The sequence below is a fragment of the Flavobacterium faecale genome (assembly GCF_003076455.1).
GTDB classification, from domain to species: domain Bacteria; phylum Bacteroidota; class Bacteroidia; order Flavobacteriales; family Flavobacteriaceae; genus Flavobacterium; species Flavobacterium faecale.
The window spans coordinates 2,056,355-2,072,381 of sequence record NZ_CP020918.1; the positions used below are offsets into that span (position 1 = coordinate 2,056,355).

At 35.0% G+C, this 16,027-nt stretch carries 14 protein-coding genes; 2 read left to right on the top strand and 12 right to left on the bottom strand.

Annotated elements, in window-relative coordinates; all coding sequences use genetic code 11:
* Positions 1-27: 27 nt before the first annotated feature.
* The 4 genes from FFWV33_RS09025 to FFWV33_RS09040 all read right to left on the bottom strand — a co-directional run bounded on the left by FFWV33_RS09025 (position 28) and on the right by FFWV33_RS09040 (position 2,797).
* Positions 28-609 (bottom strand): Crp/Fnr family transcriptional regulator, encoded by a 582-nt coding sequence (locus FFWV33_RS09025; protein WP_108740604.1) that lies wholly within the window; start codon positions 607-609, stop codon positions 28-30.
* Entirely contained in the window at positions 610-1,272 is a 663-nt protein-coding gene (ribB, locus tag FFWV33_RS09030; protein ID WP_108740605.1) for a 3,4-dihydroxy-2-butanone-4-phosphate synthase, read from the bottom strand.
* A gap of 303 nt (positions 1,273-1,575) precedes the next feature.
* Positions 1,576-2,259: a nitroreductase family protein gene (locus tag FFWV33_RS09035; protein ID WP_108740606.1), complete on the bottom strand. Its 684-nt coding sequence runs from the start codon at positions 2,257-2,259 to the stop codon at positions 1,576-1,578.
* 106 nt (positions 2,260-2,365) lie between these two features.
* Entirely contained in the window at positions 2,366-2,797 is a 432-nt protein-coding gene (locus FFWV33_RS09040; protein ID WP_108740607.1) for a hypothetical protein, read from the bottom strand.
* A gap of 505 nt (positions 2,798-3,302) precedes the next feature.
* Here FFWV33_RS09040 and nusB point away from each other — a divergent pair.
* Together nusB and yajC are read left to right on the top strand one after the other, a co-directional pair.
* On the top strand, positions 3,303-4,214 hold the full coding sequence (gene nusB / locus FFWV33_RS09045; protein WP_108742505.1) for a transcription antitermination factor NusB: 912 nt from the start codon (positions 3,303-3,305) through the stop codon (positions 4,212-4,214).
* 27 nt (positions 4,215-4,241) lie between these two features.
* Entirely contained in the window at positions 4,242-4,517 is a 276-nt protein-coding gene (gene yajC, locus FFWV33_RS09050) for a preprotein translocase subunit YajC (RefSeq protein ID WP_108740608.1), read from the top strand.
* Between the two features lie 66 nt (positions 4,518-4,583).
* On the opposite strand, the gene FFWV33_RS19305 is transcribed toward yajC, so the two are convergent.
* From FFWV33_RS19305 to pepT, 8 genes are all read right to left on the bottom strand, one after another.
* Positions 4,584-5,036, bottom strand: a complete 453-nt coding sequence (locus tag FFWV33_RS19305) for a hypothetical protein (RefSeq protein WP_159085995.1) — start codon at positions 5,034-5,036, stop codon at positions 4,584-4,586.
* Positions 5,037-5,398: 362 nt separating this feature from the next.
* A complete protein-coding gene (locus tag FFWV33_RS09055; RefSeq protein WP_108740609.1) occupies positions 5,399-6,865 on the bottom strand; it encodes a RagB/SusD family nutrient uptake outer membrane protein in 1,467 nt (488 codons plus the stop codon).
* A gap of 11 nt (positions 6,866-6,876) precedes the next feature.
* Positions 6,877-10,002 (bottom strand): SusC/RagA family TonB-linked outer membrane protein, encoded by a 3,126-nt coding sequence (locus tag FFWV33_RS09060; RefSeq protein WP_108740610.1) that lies wholly within the window; start codon positions 10,000-10,002, stop codon positions 6,877-6,879.
* Between the two features lie 922 nt (positions 10,003-10,924).
* Positions 10,925-12,394, bottom strand: coding sequence for a sensor histidine kinase (locus FFWV33_RS09065; protein WP_108740611.1), 1,470 nt, complete (start codon positions 12,392-12,394; stop codon positions 10,925-10,927).
* Positions 12,394-13,095, bottom strand: a complete 702-nt coding sequence (locus tag FFWV33_RS09070; RefSeq protein WP_108740612.1) for a response regulator transcription factor — start codon at positions 13,093-13,095, stop codon at positions 12,394-12,396. The genes FFWV33_RS09065 and FFWV33_RS09070 overlap by 1 nt, the downstream gene beginning before the upstream one ends.
* A gap of 59 nt (positions 13,096-13,154) precedes the next feature.
* Positions 13,155-14,012, bottom strand: a complete 858-nt coding sequence (locus FFWV33_RS09075; protein ID WP_159085996.1) for a transporter — start codon at positions 14,010-14,012, stop codon at positions 13,155-13,157.
* A 69-nt stretch (positions 14,013-14,081) separates the two neighbouring features.
* The gene (locus FFWV33_RS09080; protein ID WP_159085997.1) at positions 14,082-14,546 is read right to left on the bottom strand and encodes a DM13 domain-containing protein; all 465 of its coding nucleotides are present in this window, start codon (positions 14,544-14,546) and stop codon (positions 14,082-14,084) included.
* Positions 14,547-14,726: 180 nt separating this feature from the next.
* Positions 14,727-15,998: a peptidase T gene (gene pepT, locus FFWV33_RS09085; protein WP_108740615.1), complete on the bottom strand. Its 1,272-nt coding sequence runs from the start codon at positions 15,996-15,998 to the stop codon at positions 14,727-14,729.
* Positions 15,999-16,027: the final 29 nt, after the last annotated feature.

The following is a 16,027-nucleotide window of genomic DNA, read 5'->3' on the forward strand; positions in this document are numbered from 1 at the left end:
TCTAGCATAGGCTGCAGTAGCAAATTATTAATTAGAAATTTTAGACTTGATCCTGCTCAAAGTTTCTTGTGATATATTGATGTAAGAAGCTACTATTTTGTTGGGTAGACGTTTAACAATGGTGGGATTTATTTTAAACAATTGGTTATATCTTTCTGAAGCATCCAAAGTGGTAAAAGACATTAATCTTTTTGAATTATTCACATAGGCTTTTTCTAAATAGATACTATAAAAGTCGTTCCATTTTGGAATTATTTTCATGAGATGTCTAAAATCTTCGTGTGTGATATATAAAAGTTTACTATTTTCAACAACCTGAATCGTTTCTTGCGCTGGCTCATTCGTTATAAAACTAACAAGTGCTGTTGCCCAATGATTTTCGAAGGCGATGTAACGAGTAACGTCTTTTTCAACATCATTGATGTAAAATATTCTCAAGCAACCTTCTAAAACAAAGTAACTAACTTGACTCACCTTTCCATGAGCAAGTAAAATTTCATTTTTATTTTTGTCAACGGGTTTAAAATAAGATAGAATGGTTTTTAGGTCATCCTCATCCACATTAATATTTTTTTTAATGTAAGTAGCAAGTTCGGGATAGTTTGTCATTTAATTGTAGTCTCTGACAAATTTACGATATTGAATTATATCTTTAATTGATAATACGATCAAATCGTGTTCTTTTCCAAATTCGATTATTGTATTCCTATTCGCCATTGTTCCGTCATCATTCATTAATTCGCACAATACTGCTTCGGGTTTTAAGCCTGCCAATTTCATTAAATCAATGCTTCCCTCGGTATGACCTTCTCTGTCAAAAACGCCATTATCCCTACCTCGCAGCGGAAAAATATGTCCTGGTCTTGCCAAGTCATCGCTTTTGGCATTATTAGCACAAGCAACTTGGATGGTTTTTAATCTATCTTTTGCAGAAACACCAGTAGTTACACCTTCTCTCGCTTCGATAGTGATAGTAAAGGGGGTTTGAAAGCTACTTGTGTTTTCTTTCACCATATAAGGTAAGTCCAGTATATCAGCTTTTTCATTGGTTAAACATAGACATACAATACCACTACATTTTCTAATCATGAGTGCCATACTCGCAACAGTCATATTATGAGCAGAGAATATGAGGTCACCTTCATTTTCTCTATTTTTATCATCTACCAAAATTACTCCGCCGCCATTTTGTAGATGCTTCAATGCTTTTTCAAAGTTTAGTTGACTATTTATATCAATTTCAGGATAAGTTTCTATTTGTGTGAGTTCCATTTTAGCTTTAAATTATTTGATACAAAGCTAAAGTTGTTTTTTATCAAAAAATTTGATGTAAGTCAAATAATAAAAAAATTTGAACAGTGCCCTTTTTGATTGTTTTACATTCGGCGTCATACGTCATGCGATCGTACGTGAGGCATATACGTATCACAAAATCACATAAACCTATGCGATCATGGGCTCAAATGCTACACGAAGCTGCTTGCGAAGTAGAGTCAATCTGTTTTTCTATTTGGAATGGTAGTTATTGTATCCTATTTCATCTTTGGTCATTACTATTGGCAACTGTTTATGAGTTTAATAAAATACACAAATATCGTCCAGTTCTTTTCTTTGCAAATCTGGAACCCAACAGTCGTCTGCGGGATAGCTCACAGGAATCAACATAAAAGGTTTTTCGTTTTCGGGGCGTTTAAGTGTTTTGGTCAAGAAATTCATCGGACTTGGAGTATGCGTCAATGCTACTAATCCGGCGTTGTGTATGGCAGCCAACAAAAATCCAGTGGCAAGGCCTACGCTTTCTTGTACATAATAATTGTTTTTGTTTTTTCCTTCTTCACCAAATTCATAAGTACGTTTGAAAACGATAATTAAATAAGGAGCAATTTCTAGAAATGGTTTTTCCCAACCTGTTCCTAGTGGCTTCAAGTCTTCAAGCCAACTGTCAGACATACGTGACTTATAACTGTGGCGTTCCTCTTCTTCGGCTGCGATACGAATTTGCTTTTTGATCTCGGGGTTCTCAACAACACAAAAAGTCCATGGTTGTTTGTGCGCTCCCGAAGGCGCTGTTGATGCAGTTTTAATCAAATTATGAATGACCTCTCGTGGTATCGGTCGATCAGAAAATTCTCTAACAGATCGCCTTTTTTCCATTTTTTCATAGAAAGCTTTAGATTTTTCAAGGATCTCTTTTTCTTCTGGCTGTGGTAAACTATACTTTATGTACGGATGATTATCAATAATTTTGTGGTCGCTCATGGTATTTGAATTAAATTTGGTTTTTAAAATAATGCAGTAGTCGTTTCTTTTTTTTACAAAATATTTTGGTCTACTCTTTTGTACTGTAAATCAATAATACACTCTTTTAATTAAACTTAAGAGGTTTTTTCAATAATTTGGAGGTATTTTCTTTTTTGTAGACAATGGTAGAGTCCAGTTGACCGTTCATTTTATAGTACGACCATTTCCCTATGTAGTACCAATGACTTTCTACGGCGTCACTATCATACTGTGTTTTTCCTTTTTTATATACTTGACCATTGGGATGATAAAAAACGGTTTTGGTGTTATAGCCGCGATAACGCTCTGTTTTAATTAGGTTTCCGTCTTTAAAGTAGCGCCACTTGCCTTTCTCATTGCCCTTGTGGTATCGTCCAGTTGCCGTGTAGACCGATTCAAGGGAATCGGTAATTACCCATTTACCTTCTGGTTTTTTATTTTTATACTGATTGATTTTGGAGCTACAACTGCTTAATCCTGTAATGATTAGAGTAGCTAAAAAAAGTGGTTTAAGCATAAGTATAATTTTAGAAGCTGTTGGTTGCTTGATTTGAACTTGTTCTTAAAAGTAGTGAATATATCTATTCGGTAAGAAAAAAGTATATTTTTTGAATAAGAATCGAATGGTAGTTAGATCGGATGGCCTTTAAAAATAGGGTTGGGAGGTGAGAAATAAAAACGGTTTTTTGAATAGTTCCAGTAAGCAGCGAAACGGGTTAGTGACATTTCAATACAAAATGTCATTAAATAAAGAGGCGTTGTTGCCTAGCCCTGATCGCAGCAAGTATCCTTTTTTGTGGTGGAGAGCCCGAAGCCTCGGGACGATCCACCATAAAAAAGATACTGCGCAGAGCAGGACAGCTGTTGTTGTAAAACGGATTGATGTGCTCCAAATGATTTGTATGATTTATCTCTTTTTGAAATTTAAATTTTATTTTTAGAAATGGAATAACTACTTTTGCACTCTAATTTTTAAAAGTTCTTACAAGGTGGTAAACAGAAGACACATTCGCGTCAAAGTAATGCAATCGATTTATGCGATGCATCAAAATGGTTCTGATAATTTCGAGAAAGAAGAAAAATTTCTTTTTTTTAGTATAGACAGTATTCAGGATTTATATCTTACCATGGTTTCCTCTTTGATGGAAATTTGTAAAAAAGAATCGGAGTTTTTGCATAAATCAAGTTTGAAACACTTGGCTACTACTGCAGAACGCAATCCCAACAACAAATTTATTAATAATGCCGTTTTCCAGATCTTGGCCGAAAATAATTCGCTAAGTATTGGTATTGAAACACGTAAAATTGATTCTTGGTATTTGAACCAAGATTATATTATGTTGTTGTTGAATGCTATAAAACAAAGTCAGTACTATATTGACTATATGAGCAACGCAAAACAATCTTTTGAAGAAGACAAACAGTTGATTGTGGATTTGTTTGTGAACGTTATTGCACCAAACGAAAAGTTGTACGAGCATTTGGAAGATGATAAATTGACTTGGATTGATGATATTCCGTTAGTGAATACTTTGATTGCTAAGCAATTGAAAGCTTTGGAGCCAATTGAGAATGATAACTTTAGAGTTCCTAGAGTATATAAGGACACTGAGGATAAAGATTTTGCAAAAGATTTGTTTCGTAAAACTGTTTTGAACGAAAAAGAATTGGCTAAACAATTTGCAGATAAAACGCCAAACTGGGATAGTGATCGTATTGCCGAATTGGATACTATTATTTTGAAAATGGCGATTTGTGAGTTTATGAAATTTCCATCGATTCCTGTAAAAGTTACTTTGAACGAGTACTTGGAGTTGGCAAAAGAATATTCTACTCCAAAAAGTAGTTTGTTTATCAACGGTATTTTGGATAACTTGGTCAAAGAAATGACAACTAATAAAACAATGATGAAGACCGGTCGTGGTTTAATGTAATTTATTAATTAAAAATAAAATAAAACAATGTTAGAAAATTTAAACAAATTTGCTCCCTTTTTACTAATGTTTGTAGTGATCTATTTCTTTATGATTAGACCGCAACAAAAGAAAGCAAAACAAGAAAAAGTGTTTGAAAGCGAATTGAAAGTAGGTGATAAAGTTATTACAAAAAGTGGTCTTCACGGTAAAGTGTCTGAGCTTTCTGAGACGACAGTAGTAATTGAAACTATGGCTGGAAAATTGAAAATGGAGCGTTCTGCAATCTCTATGGAGATGAGTGCTTCTTTGGCAAAAAAATAATAGCTTTGCTATAGATTACAAAAAAAGTCCCAATTGAATTGGGACTTTTTTTTTGATTACGAAAAATTACTTTTTCTTGTTTTTGCTCTTTTTCTTAGACTTCTTAGCCTTTTTTGTTTTAGCTTTCGCTTTTTTCTCTTTAAGCTTTGCTTTTACTTTGGCTTTTTTGGCTTTTTCTTTCTTCGCTTTTTTCGCTTTGGCTAGTTTCTTTTTTGCTTTTTGTTTTGCTTTTTCTTTAGCTTCAGCTTTTTTCAATTTTGCTTTTTTCTTGTCAGACATCTTTACTTTGTTTTTTTTCTTCTTGGTTTTAGACTTCACTTTTGTTGCAGCATCATCTGCAACTGTTTCTATATTTTCTTCGACAGTTGTTTTAGTTGTAATTTCGGCAACAGTCTCAGGTTCTTGTATTGCAATTTCTTCCGTAGGAGTTTTAATAGTTTCTTCTACTTTGTTTTCAACTACCTCATTGTTTTTAGGAACAACAGGTTCAACTTCTTGTTTTTTTTGATTGCGGACCATTATATATTTTCGTTTAAAAATTAAGTACTAGCGGTAAAAATCAGTGTTAACTTAATGTTATGTAATTGTTATGCAAATGTATGAAATAATACCGTTTTCCAATGTTAAGTTTTTTATGGTGTATGAATTTTAGGTAAATTCTAGGTCTTTTTATCTTTGTTGCGTTGGTTTAATTGGTTGATATTTAGTAAGTTTTGTCTTTGTGTTTTTCCAATGTTAAGTTTTTTCTGCAATGTGTTTCGAATACCAATAATGATCGTTTTTTGGTAAGAAGTTAGAAGAGATAGGAATAAAAAATGCCTCAAATAAGATTACTTTTTGAGGCATTGATTGTAGTTGTAAATGAAATTTTAATGCTTTAATTAATAATTATTTTGCTTTAAAATACCATTTGAAAGTGTTATCTCCGAGTACGGAAGTGGCATTATTTCGTGCGTACCTTTTATAAATCCAAGCGGACCTAAGATAGTCTGCGCTCTATTGGTCCTAACAAGGTCGTGGTATCTAAATCCTTCACCTGCCAATTCTACTCTTCTTTCATGATAGATAGCATTCAATAAAGGTGTACCCGATAGCGTTGCCGGTAGAGCAGGTAAGATGGCAGTATTTGTTCCTCTTGCTCTTGCTCTGACTAGGTTAACATATTTGATTGCGTCTGCTGGATTAGTATTGTAAACAGCCTCAGCATACATTAAATAAGCATCTGCTAGCCTAATAACTCTAATGTTATTTGAGCTATTATTGTTCCCGCCAACAGTAGGAGTAGGGTAATTACTAAACGGAGCCCAAGCATATTTTCTAATGAACCATCCTGTGCCATATGTAACAGGTGTTTGGTATAATGTTGCTGTTAATCTTGGGTCATTAGCTTCAAATTCACTTATCAACTCTGGTTTTGCTTGCATACAAGCATATCCTTTTTTGCTTATGGGACTTATAAATTGCGGTATACTTGTACCGAGTAAGCTCGTATTAGTCGTATAATTAATTTCGAAAAGGGAACCAGAATTCCATTCTCCTTCGGTTTGAAAAAGGGAGCTGTAAGTAGGATATAATGTAAAGGCGAGAGCAAACAATTGATCACCATATGTTTTGACTTGATCCATTTTGTTTTGATAGATAGACACTCGCATCATCAAACCCAAAGCAGCACCTTTGTCTGCATGACCTTGGTAAGATTGTGGTTTATCTAAACGAGAAGGTAAATCAGTGATTGCAGCTTTTAAATCATTTTCGATAAAAGTATATGAATCCTGCTCTGTTGAACGGGGTACATTGTATTCTCCTTGCTCGAGTACTTTATCAATAATAGGAACACCACCAAAACTATTTACTAAGTCAAAGTAATAATACGCACGCATAAAATGTGCTTCGGCCAAAATTTCGGCTTTTCGGGTAGCATCAGTAAAGGTAATGTCTGGTACTTTGCTTAATATTAAGTTGCAGTACAGTATTCCCTTGTAATTGATTTGCCATATTCTGCTCACGGCAATATTGGAAGTCGGAATGTTGTAACTTTCTTTCTGGTACAAAGGAAGATTGTCAACAACGCTAATTCCACCTTTCAAAAAATCGTCAGTTCCTACGTCACCAAAGGTAATATCGCAAGACATTCCTGCCCAAAAATTTTCTTTACCATACATTTCCCTCATAGGATTATAGGCAGCATTTAGACCCTGCTCGGCATCAGCAGGATTTTGGTAGAAGTTTTCCAATACAGGAGTACCATATACTTTTCCTTCCAATTCATTGCTGCAGGAGGCTAGTAAGGCAACTGCTGCTATACAGCAATACCTGGAGTTTTTTATAATTATAGTATACAAATTCATTTTTCTGTTTTTTAAAAGTTAATATCAAGACCTAAAGTGTACGATCTAACAGATGGGTATCTACCTCTATCAATACCGATGTCCAAAGGGCTATTTTGAGAAGGATCTACCCCAGCTTCTGGATCTAATCCATCATACTTAGTAAAAGTCAGTAAGTTTTGAGCAGCTACGTACAAACGAAGTTTGGAGATAAAAGACTTCTTTAAAAAATCATCTTTAAATGAATATCCAATTTGAACATTTTTTAATCTCAAATAGGAACCGTTTTTTACAAAACGACTTGATAATTGGGAGTTATTGTTGGTACTAGCAAAAGAGGCTCTTGGTACTGTGTTTGATGTTCCTTCACCTGTCCAACGGTCCAAAATAGCAGTACTAGAATTTGTTGAAATATCTGTTTGCAACCAATAGTCTGTGGTATTGTAAATTTTATTTCCTTGACTTCCTTGAAAAAAGGCGGTGAAATCAAATTGTTTGTATGATAAATCGAGATTGATTCCGTAAGTGAATTTTGGGAAAGGAGATCCAATAAATGTTTTGTCGCTATCATCAATTTTTCCGTCACCGTTCAAATCTTTGTATTTTACATCACCAGGTTTTGTATTAGGTAAGGTAGCGCTTGTGTTCACTTCGTTTTGATTTTGAAAGATTCCAGCCATTTGATAGCCATAGAAAGATGCTAATGGATGACCTGCTTCCGTTCTACTGATGTTGTAAAATGGATCGCTATCTCCTGTTTGAATGATACTTCCATCCCCATTCAGGCTAAGAACTTTATTTTGGATGAATGAAATATTACCACCCACACTAAAGTAAAAATCTTTGATTGATTTTTTATAATTAGCAGTAAGTTCCAATCCTTTGTTTTGGATGTTTCCTGCATTTGTGTACGGGTAATTTGCATAACCTGACGTTTGAAGTATTGGGCTAGGCATCAACATATCTGTCGTATTCTTAATAAAGTAATCGGCAGAGAAAGTGATTGAATTATGCATTATACCAAGGTCAAGTCCAAAGTTGGTAGAAACAGTCGATTCCCATTTTAGATTTTGATTCCCAGGAGTCAAAGGTGCAACTCCCAGTGCGGTATTGTCGCTGCCGTACAAATAGTTTGTACCAACGTTAAGAGTGTTGAAAACAGCAGAAATAGGAATATTTTGATTACCCGTTTTACCCCACCCAACTCTTAATTTTAATTGGTCAATAGCATTTGCGTGAAAGAATTTTTCGTTATGAACGTTCCATGCAGCAGCAAGAGAAGGAAACTTAGCCCATTTATTGTTGGCTCCAAAGCGAGAAGAACCATCTACTCTATAGGTACCCGTTAACAAGTAACGCTCATCATAATTATAATTTAATCTACCAAAAAACGAAACTAATTCTGATCTAGAAATACCACCGTTAAGGATGGACGTAGAAGAATCTCCCGCTCCAACAGTTGGGTTCTCGACACTACTAGGAATATTACTTTGTTGACCGCTAACAGAATTTGAACTTAGAATTTGTTGCTCTTGACCTAATAAAGCATTCAAACTATGTTTTTTACCAAATTGTTTGTTGTAATTTAAAGTATTAGAAACAATCATTACACGATTTTGGTTTCTTTGTATACTGTACACACTCACAGGAGCATTAAATCGTGGAGAAACATTGTATACTGGCCTAAAATTATTAACGTCATGCGTATTGATTTGAAGACCATAATTGGACTTAAAAGTCAATCCTTTTAAAATTTCAGCTTCAATAAATACGTTTCCTAAAAAGCTTTCTTCGCTAGAAGGTGTTTTTCCATATTGTACTAATCCTAGTGGGCTCACGGCCTGCAAAGAGTATTTGGACAAACCTAAAGAACCATCAGCATTATATAACGGAGTAACAGGATCTATAATGTAACCCACAAAGGCACTTTTTAGATTCGAATTGAACCCGTTTTGAGGAACTGCTACAGTGTTGGATGAAGCATATTGTAAGTTGGTACCCAATTTGATTTTAGGTTTAATCTGGTAGGTATTATTTACTCTAAAATTGGTTCTTTTGTATGAAGATTGATCAATAACACCTTTTTGTGCAACTGATCCAAAAGAAACATAATAGGTTGATTTATCTCCACCACCTGTTACAGCCAATTGATGACTTTGCATTGTTCCTGTTTTGTAAACGGCATCTTTCCAATTGTAGTTTGGTAACGAAGAGGGATCGGTTAAATTAGGATTAGCTGGTTTACCATCATTTACATTTGCTTCATTGTACAATGTTGCCCATTGATTTGAGTTCAAAACCTGTAGATTGTCAATTCGATTTTGTACACTAGCATAAGTACTATAAGTAATTGTTGGCGCACCTTTTTGACCACCTTTTGTAGTAATCATAACCACTCCATTTGCACCTCTAGAACCATAAATTGCTGTTGCAGAAGCATCTTTCAATACCTCAACTGATTTTGCATCGGCCATGTTAATGCTAGAAATATCATTAATTGGCACACCATCAACAACATACAATGGATCGGCTCCGTTTACAGTACCGATTCCTCGTATACGCACGGTTGGAGTAGCACCAGGATCACCAGAACTTTTGGTTACCGTTACACCCGCTAAACGACCCTGAATTGCTTGTGCGATGGAGGTGTTTTGAGTTTTATTTAATTCTTTGGTATCTGCAGATGCTACTGAACCCGTCAAATCTGATTTCTTAATCGTCCCATATCCAATGACAACAACTTCACTTAATGCAGCAGCATCACTTGCTAAAGTAGCATCGATCACTGTTTTTCCATTAATGTTTACTTCTTCAGTCTTCATTCCTAGGTACGAAAACACAAGCGTTTTGGCCGTGCTAGAAGTTGCTAAAATATAATTACCATCTATGTCGGTAGTCGTACCGATGGTTGTACCTTTTATTAGCACATTTACTCCAGGAATAGGTAACCCATCAGAATCTTTGACGGTACCTTTTATTGGAGTTTGCTGGTCTAAATAGCTTTTGATTAGCGGAGTTACTTTGTTGCTATAAGCCGCATGCGAATTGGTGTGCATCACAAGACAAGACACTGTAAACAGCACAGATATTGATCTTGTTCTGACTTTACTTTGGAATGGAAAAAGTAAATTTACTTTGTTCCGAAGGTTTTGATTCATATTTTTTTTTTTAATTTTTTTTCATCAGTTATTTTTATACGATTTTTTTCTGCATAGGCTTTTTTTATTAAGAGGTATTAAGTTCGAATTACATTTCTTGTTAGTATACTTTGTTGGTGCTAACAAAATTCATATGTGTTAATCTGATAACGAGGGTATTAAATCAGATGATTCATGGGGGGAGCATCTGATGTATTATCTTCAAATTGATTTTATTAATTGCTGTTTTTAATTCTATTTCAATCTAAAAAACAGTTGTTATAATTTATTAATCGATACAGATTTTATTGTTTTATGATGCTACTACTTTGACTAAAACGAGTAGCGTAAAAGCTGAAATTTGTTAATTAAATCATTGTGATACTCACAAATTTATCTCAAGTTACGAGTAGGAGATACTTCATAAATTACCTCTTAGTTGTACTATTTTACCTTGTTTACACCTCGTTTTTTAGAAAAAAATTGAAATATTTTTTTTTATTTGTTAACGAAATTGTAAAGTATTGCTCATAAAAACACGAGTGTAATGAATAAAGCCGTCAGGATCATTTTTTAGTTAATGATTTGATAAAGAAAACATAATGATTCTTAATCGTAGTCTAAAGGTAATTTTTGCCTCAAAATGAAGTTGTATAGTGGCAAATAGAAGCCCTTTCTTAAGAAAATCTTGGTATAATTTATACAAAAAGACCATCCGAATATGTAATTCGAACAGCCTTTTGGACAATGTTTTAGCGTATAGATTACAACGTAATAGTGTAAAAATGTGGTAGTCCTTTTTGATAATAAGAATAGGTTTCTATCTCTTATGTATTTGTATAGAAAAAAATAAGCAATAAAAAAACCTACTTCGATCATACAAACACTATACATGTTGCATTGATCAAAGTAGGTTAGAAGTACTTTACTTTATTTTTTATACTTAACTACATTTTAATTTAAAGATGAACGAACTTCCTTTTTCTTCAGCAGAAATAAGTTCAAGTGTCGAATCGTGTAGGTCTAATATTTTTTTGGCAATAGCCAATCCTAGTCCTGTGCTATTTTTTAAATCAGTATAATTGTTAGCGCGGTAATAACGAGCAAAAATACGTTCACGATCTTTCTCAGGAATCCCAATTCCGGTATCCGAGATGGTGATTTTTACGGTATTATTGAGACACTTTTCAGTAATGATGCTGATGGTTCCGCCTTCAGGTGTAAATTTAAGCGCATTGTCTAGCAGGTTTTGAATCACCCTTTCGATCAATGAAATATCTGCCAATACGGGCGCAAGCTCTTTCGATAAATAGGTTTCAATTTTAATCTTTTTATCAATGGCGATGATTTGGTATTTCGAACTTATATCATTTACCAGTTCACTAATGATAAAGGGCTCTTTTTGGGGCCTAATCTGGTTGGCTTCCAATTTTGATAGTTCAAATAATTCGTTGACCAACTTTTCAAGCTTAACCGTACTTTGGCTCACAATATCAATGTATCGTTTGCGATCTTCGACAGTGATGGTGTCCTCTTTCATCTGTAAGGTTTCGAGGTACCCACGTATGATCGCGATTGGTGTGCGTAGGTCATGCGAAACATTGGCGATTAACTCGCGCCTTAAATTTTCGACTTCCTTCAATTTATCAATATTGGTGGTGAGTATGTCTGCCATTTCGTTGAACATGGTAGCCAATTGTTTTTCACTATTAATACTGTCTAGGTCTATTCGAGCATGCAAATCTCCTTCTCTAAAACGTTGCATGACTAGCAATATTTTTGAGTAGTTTTTGGTTATGGTTCGAATGATAAGCAATCCGATTACAAACGTAAAAAATAAGGTTATTGCCATCGTTCGGTAACTAATTTGCCATAAGTAACTAGCAAATAAGGTGTCTGATGTAGCTTGCTTTTTTTCGCCATTCAGCACCACATAAATATAGGCATAAAGCATATTATTCATGGTCAACGGGTGAGCCGAGAATACTTTTTGAGTTCCAGGGTTAAGCGGATCGTCGCCCTTAATCAACGTTTTGTTTTGATCTGCTATAAATAGTTTGATAGGGTCAATACTTATTTTTTGTAGCGTCAGCTTTTTTTCTGGCGGAAACCATGCGATTATTTTTCCTTTTGGGTCGACCAAGTAGACTTCAAGATTAGGGTTTATTGCCATCACGTGATGAAACATTTCATCCAATGCGGGTTTAATTACTTGTCCGTTATAGAAGGGAGTAGAGTTGTCGATAATGTTTTTGGCAGTATCGTGGTTGAGTCGTTGGTTAACTTCTTCGAGATATTCTCGTGATGAGTGGTAGCTTATGTATACGTGCGCCACACCCACCATGGCGAGTAGCAGGAAGAATACCAATGATATTTTCCAGAATAAACTATTGTATCTTTTTTGTTCCATCATTATTTAATTTCGTCCGTAAAACGGTAACCAATTCCCCAAGTAGTCAAGATGAATCGTGGGTTGGTTAGGTTGTTTTCAATCTTAGTGCGTAGGCGGTTAATATGTGAGTTTACCGTATGCTCATAACCCGAAAATTCATATCCCCATACTACATTTAGTAAGGTTTCACGTGAATAACTAATGCCAGGATTAGACATAAATAGGTACAACAAATCAAATTCTTTTGGTGTTAGCTCAATCTTATTGTCGTCAAGAGAAACTTTTCTCTTGGTGGTATTCATCATAAGATTTTGGCACTGCAAAATCTCAGGAATTTCTACTGGCTCTGGTGCAAGCATTTCGGTTCGACGTATCAAAGCTTTTATTCGAGCTATAAATTCTCGAATACTAAATGGCTTTGTGAGATAATCATCGGCTCCAGTTTCTAGCCCTATAATTTTGTCAATTTCTTCGCTTCTTGCGGTAAGCATTAAAATTGGTGTTTTAATTTTTTCGGCTCGAATGCGTTTGCAAATTTCGATTCCATCGATTTCGGGCAACATAATGTCTAGGATAATGACATCATAGGTACCTGTCGTAGCAAGGTGTAATCCCTCAAATCCGGCATACGATTTGGTCACCTCACAGTGTATGTCTTTGAGGTGAATCGTCGCCAATTCTACAATAGACGGATCATCTTCAATCATCAATATTTTCTTCATGGGTCTATTGCTTTTAGGTGGTATTTGTAAATATAACGGATTAGGGTAAGAAATAAAAATTATTTCTTTTGATACACAATTCCAACCGACAAAATGTTGTTTGCGTAAACGTTTTTAGCTTTTACGATGGCACTATTCGAATTAAAGTACTGTGCAGTAAGTCCAAAGTTCTTGTTTAGTTCATACATTGCGCCCACAGACATTCCTGTGTAGCTTGTTCCATCACCTCTAATAAAGTCTGAAAATTCTGGATCAGCACCAACACCTGTCAAAACAGAAACTTTTGAGTTTACCCAAAGTTTGTCAAAGAATTGATAACCCACTTCGACACCAGCTTGAAATTGATTTTGAAAATCACGCTCTTTGTAGCTTGTTCTATAATTGAATGCGGTGAACGCACTTGCATATAATTTTGAAGGTGCAAAAGAATGTGATACGGCCAAAGTAGTCCAAACATTAAATTCTCCATCTCCTGAAGGTAGATTGATTGTCTCTAACGGATTGTTTTTATTGGTGGCAAAATTATCTTTTTTCCCCGTTGGAAATTCCGGTGCAATTGCGATCGAAAGTGGGAAAGACTTTTGCAATAAGGCGTATTTTAATTCTAATTTAAGATCACCAAGACCACTCACATTATTAGTGGTTTCATATCCATTTTGTTTATAAAGAGGTAAAAACCCAATGGCAGTCAAGCGATTTGTGATTCCGTATTCTCCATAAACTGAAATTGCATTTTGGGTGAAGTCACTTGTTTTTAATTTGTTTCCCACATTATTTCTAAAATCAGATGAGGTATAACTACTGTAATCTAGTTTTACAAAACAGGTATTCTTTGCTTTGGTCCAACCGCTTTGTGCGATGGATAGCATTGGGAAACAGAAGGCGAGTATTGTTAAGGTATAAAAGTATTTTTTCATAATATTGTATTTAAATAACAAAAGACATTGATAGATACCAATGCCTTTTGTTGCAGAAAAACTAAATTGTTATTTTAATAGTCCATTTCCAAAAGGAATACCTGCTGTACCACACCAGATGATTACGTAAGGTAGGTCTGCAGGGGCAGCTCCTGATAATTTGTAGTAGGCTTCACCATTTTTAGTTACAATACCTACCAATTTTAAATCTGGATTTCCGGTTCCTGGACTAGAGGTGAAAGTTGCCGTTTTAGAAAGATAAACTGTTGCAGTCCCGGTTCCTAATTCTGTTTTGAAGTCAGTTCCTAAATGTACGAAGGAGTTACCTTGGCTGTCAGTACCTGTTTCAATTTTACCAGTTGTTGGCGTTCCATTTTGCGCTGTAAGGGTTCCAGATTTTGAAACTGTAAATGCTCCAATTGGTGCAGCTGAGTCTACGGTTACTGTTGTTGCTGCTGGATCTGAATCGTTAGAACATGATACTGTTGTGAAAGTCAATGCTAATGCGAAAACTGCGATAAAAATTCTTTTCATAATTTTGATTTTAAATTTGTTATTCATTTTTGTTATTGCAAATATCCGCCTCAAGTATCACAGAAGTATCCCGAAAAAATTACAAAAGGATAAACTTTGCTTTCGAACAAAAAATAACAAACCCCAAAAAAGCGATTGCTCCTTTGGGGTAAGTCTTTAAAATCAAGTACAAATTACTTTTTATTTTTTGGCCTTTGGTACTGGTAAACCGTAGTTTGGTAAAGCAGTAAGCTCTGCAATTTTCACAATTACTTCTACCGCTTTTTGCATGCTCTCTACAGGTACGTACTCATATTTACCATGAAAGTTGTGTCCACCAGCAAATATATTCGGGCAAGGTAATCCCATATAAGATAGTTGGCAACCATCTGTTCCACCACGGATGGGTTTGATAATTGGCTTTACATTTACCTCTTTCATCGCTTTGGCCGCAATGTCTACAATATGTTTTACAGGAGTTACTTTTTCCTTCATGTTGTAATATTGATCCTCTACGACAGCGATAACAATATCTTCTCCAAATTGCTTGGAATATTTTTTATTGATTTTTGCTGTTATTTTCGAAATTAATTCTTTTCGTTTTTCGAATTTTAGTTTGCTGTGATCTCTGATAATCAGTTCCAAAACGGTTTCCTCAATGGTTCCTGCAAGGTGGTGTACATGAAAAAAACCATCGTAACCTTTAGTTTCTTGTGGTATGCCTTTTTTTGGTAATGCGTTTATAAAATCATTAGCAATCAATAGAGAATTGATCATTTTACCTTTGGCATAACCAGGGTGTACGCTTTTACCTTTGAAGGTAATAGTAGCTCCGGCAGCATTAAAGTTTTCATATTCCAGTTCACCAACTTGACTTCCGTCCATGGTATAGGCCCATTCGGCACCAAATTGTGCTACATCAAAATGATGTGCTCCACGACCAATTTCTTCATCAGGAGTAAAACCTACTTTAATTTCACCATGTTTGATTTCAGGATGATTGATTAAGTATTCCATTGCAGTAACAATCTCTGTGATTCCTGCTTTATCATCAGCACCCAAAAGTGTTGTTCCGTCCGTTGTAATTAAGGTTTGCCCTTTATATTGTAATAAATCCTTGAAATAGTTCGGAGACAAAACGATATTTTGAGCTGCATTTAGTACAATATCATTTCCGTCATAATCTCTAATTATTTGCGGTTTTACATTCGCACCAGAAAAATCGGGACTTGTATCAAAGTGCGATATAAAACCAATAGTTGGTACCTCATGCTCAACATTTGATGGCAAAGTTGCCATGATATAAGCTTTGTCACTTATAGTAACATCTTGCATACCAATAGTTTTTAATTCCGTTACCAATAAATTGGCTAGATCCCATTGCTTTTGGGTACTCGGAGTAGTAGCAGACTTTGAGTCAGATTCGGTGTCTATGGTTACGTAACTGATGAAACGATCTATAATAGGTTGCATAAATTTATTTTTTTTGTGAAGAAGCAAAG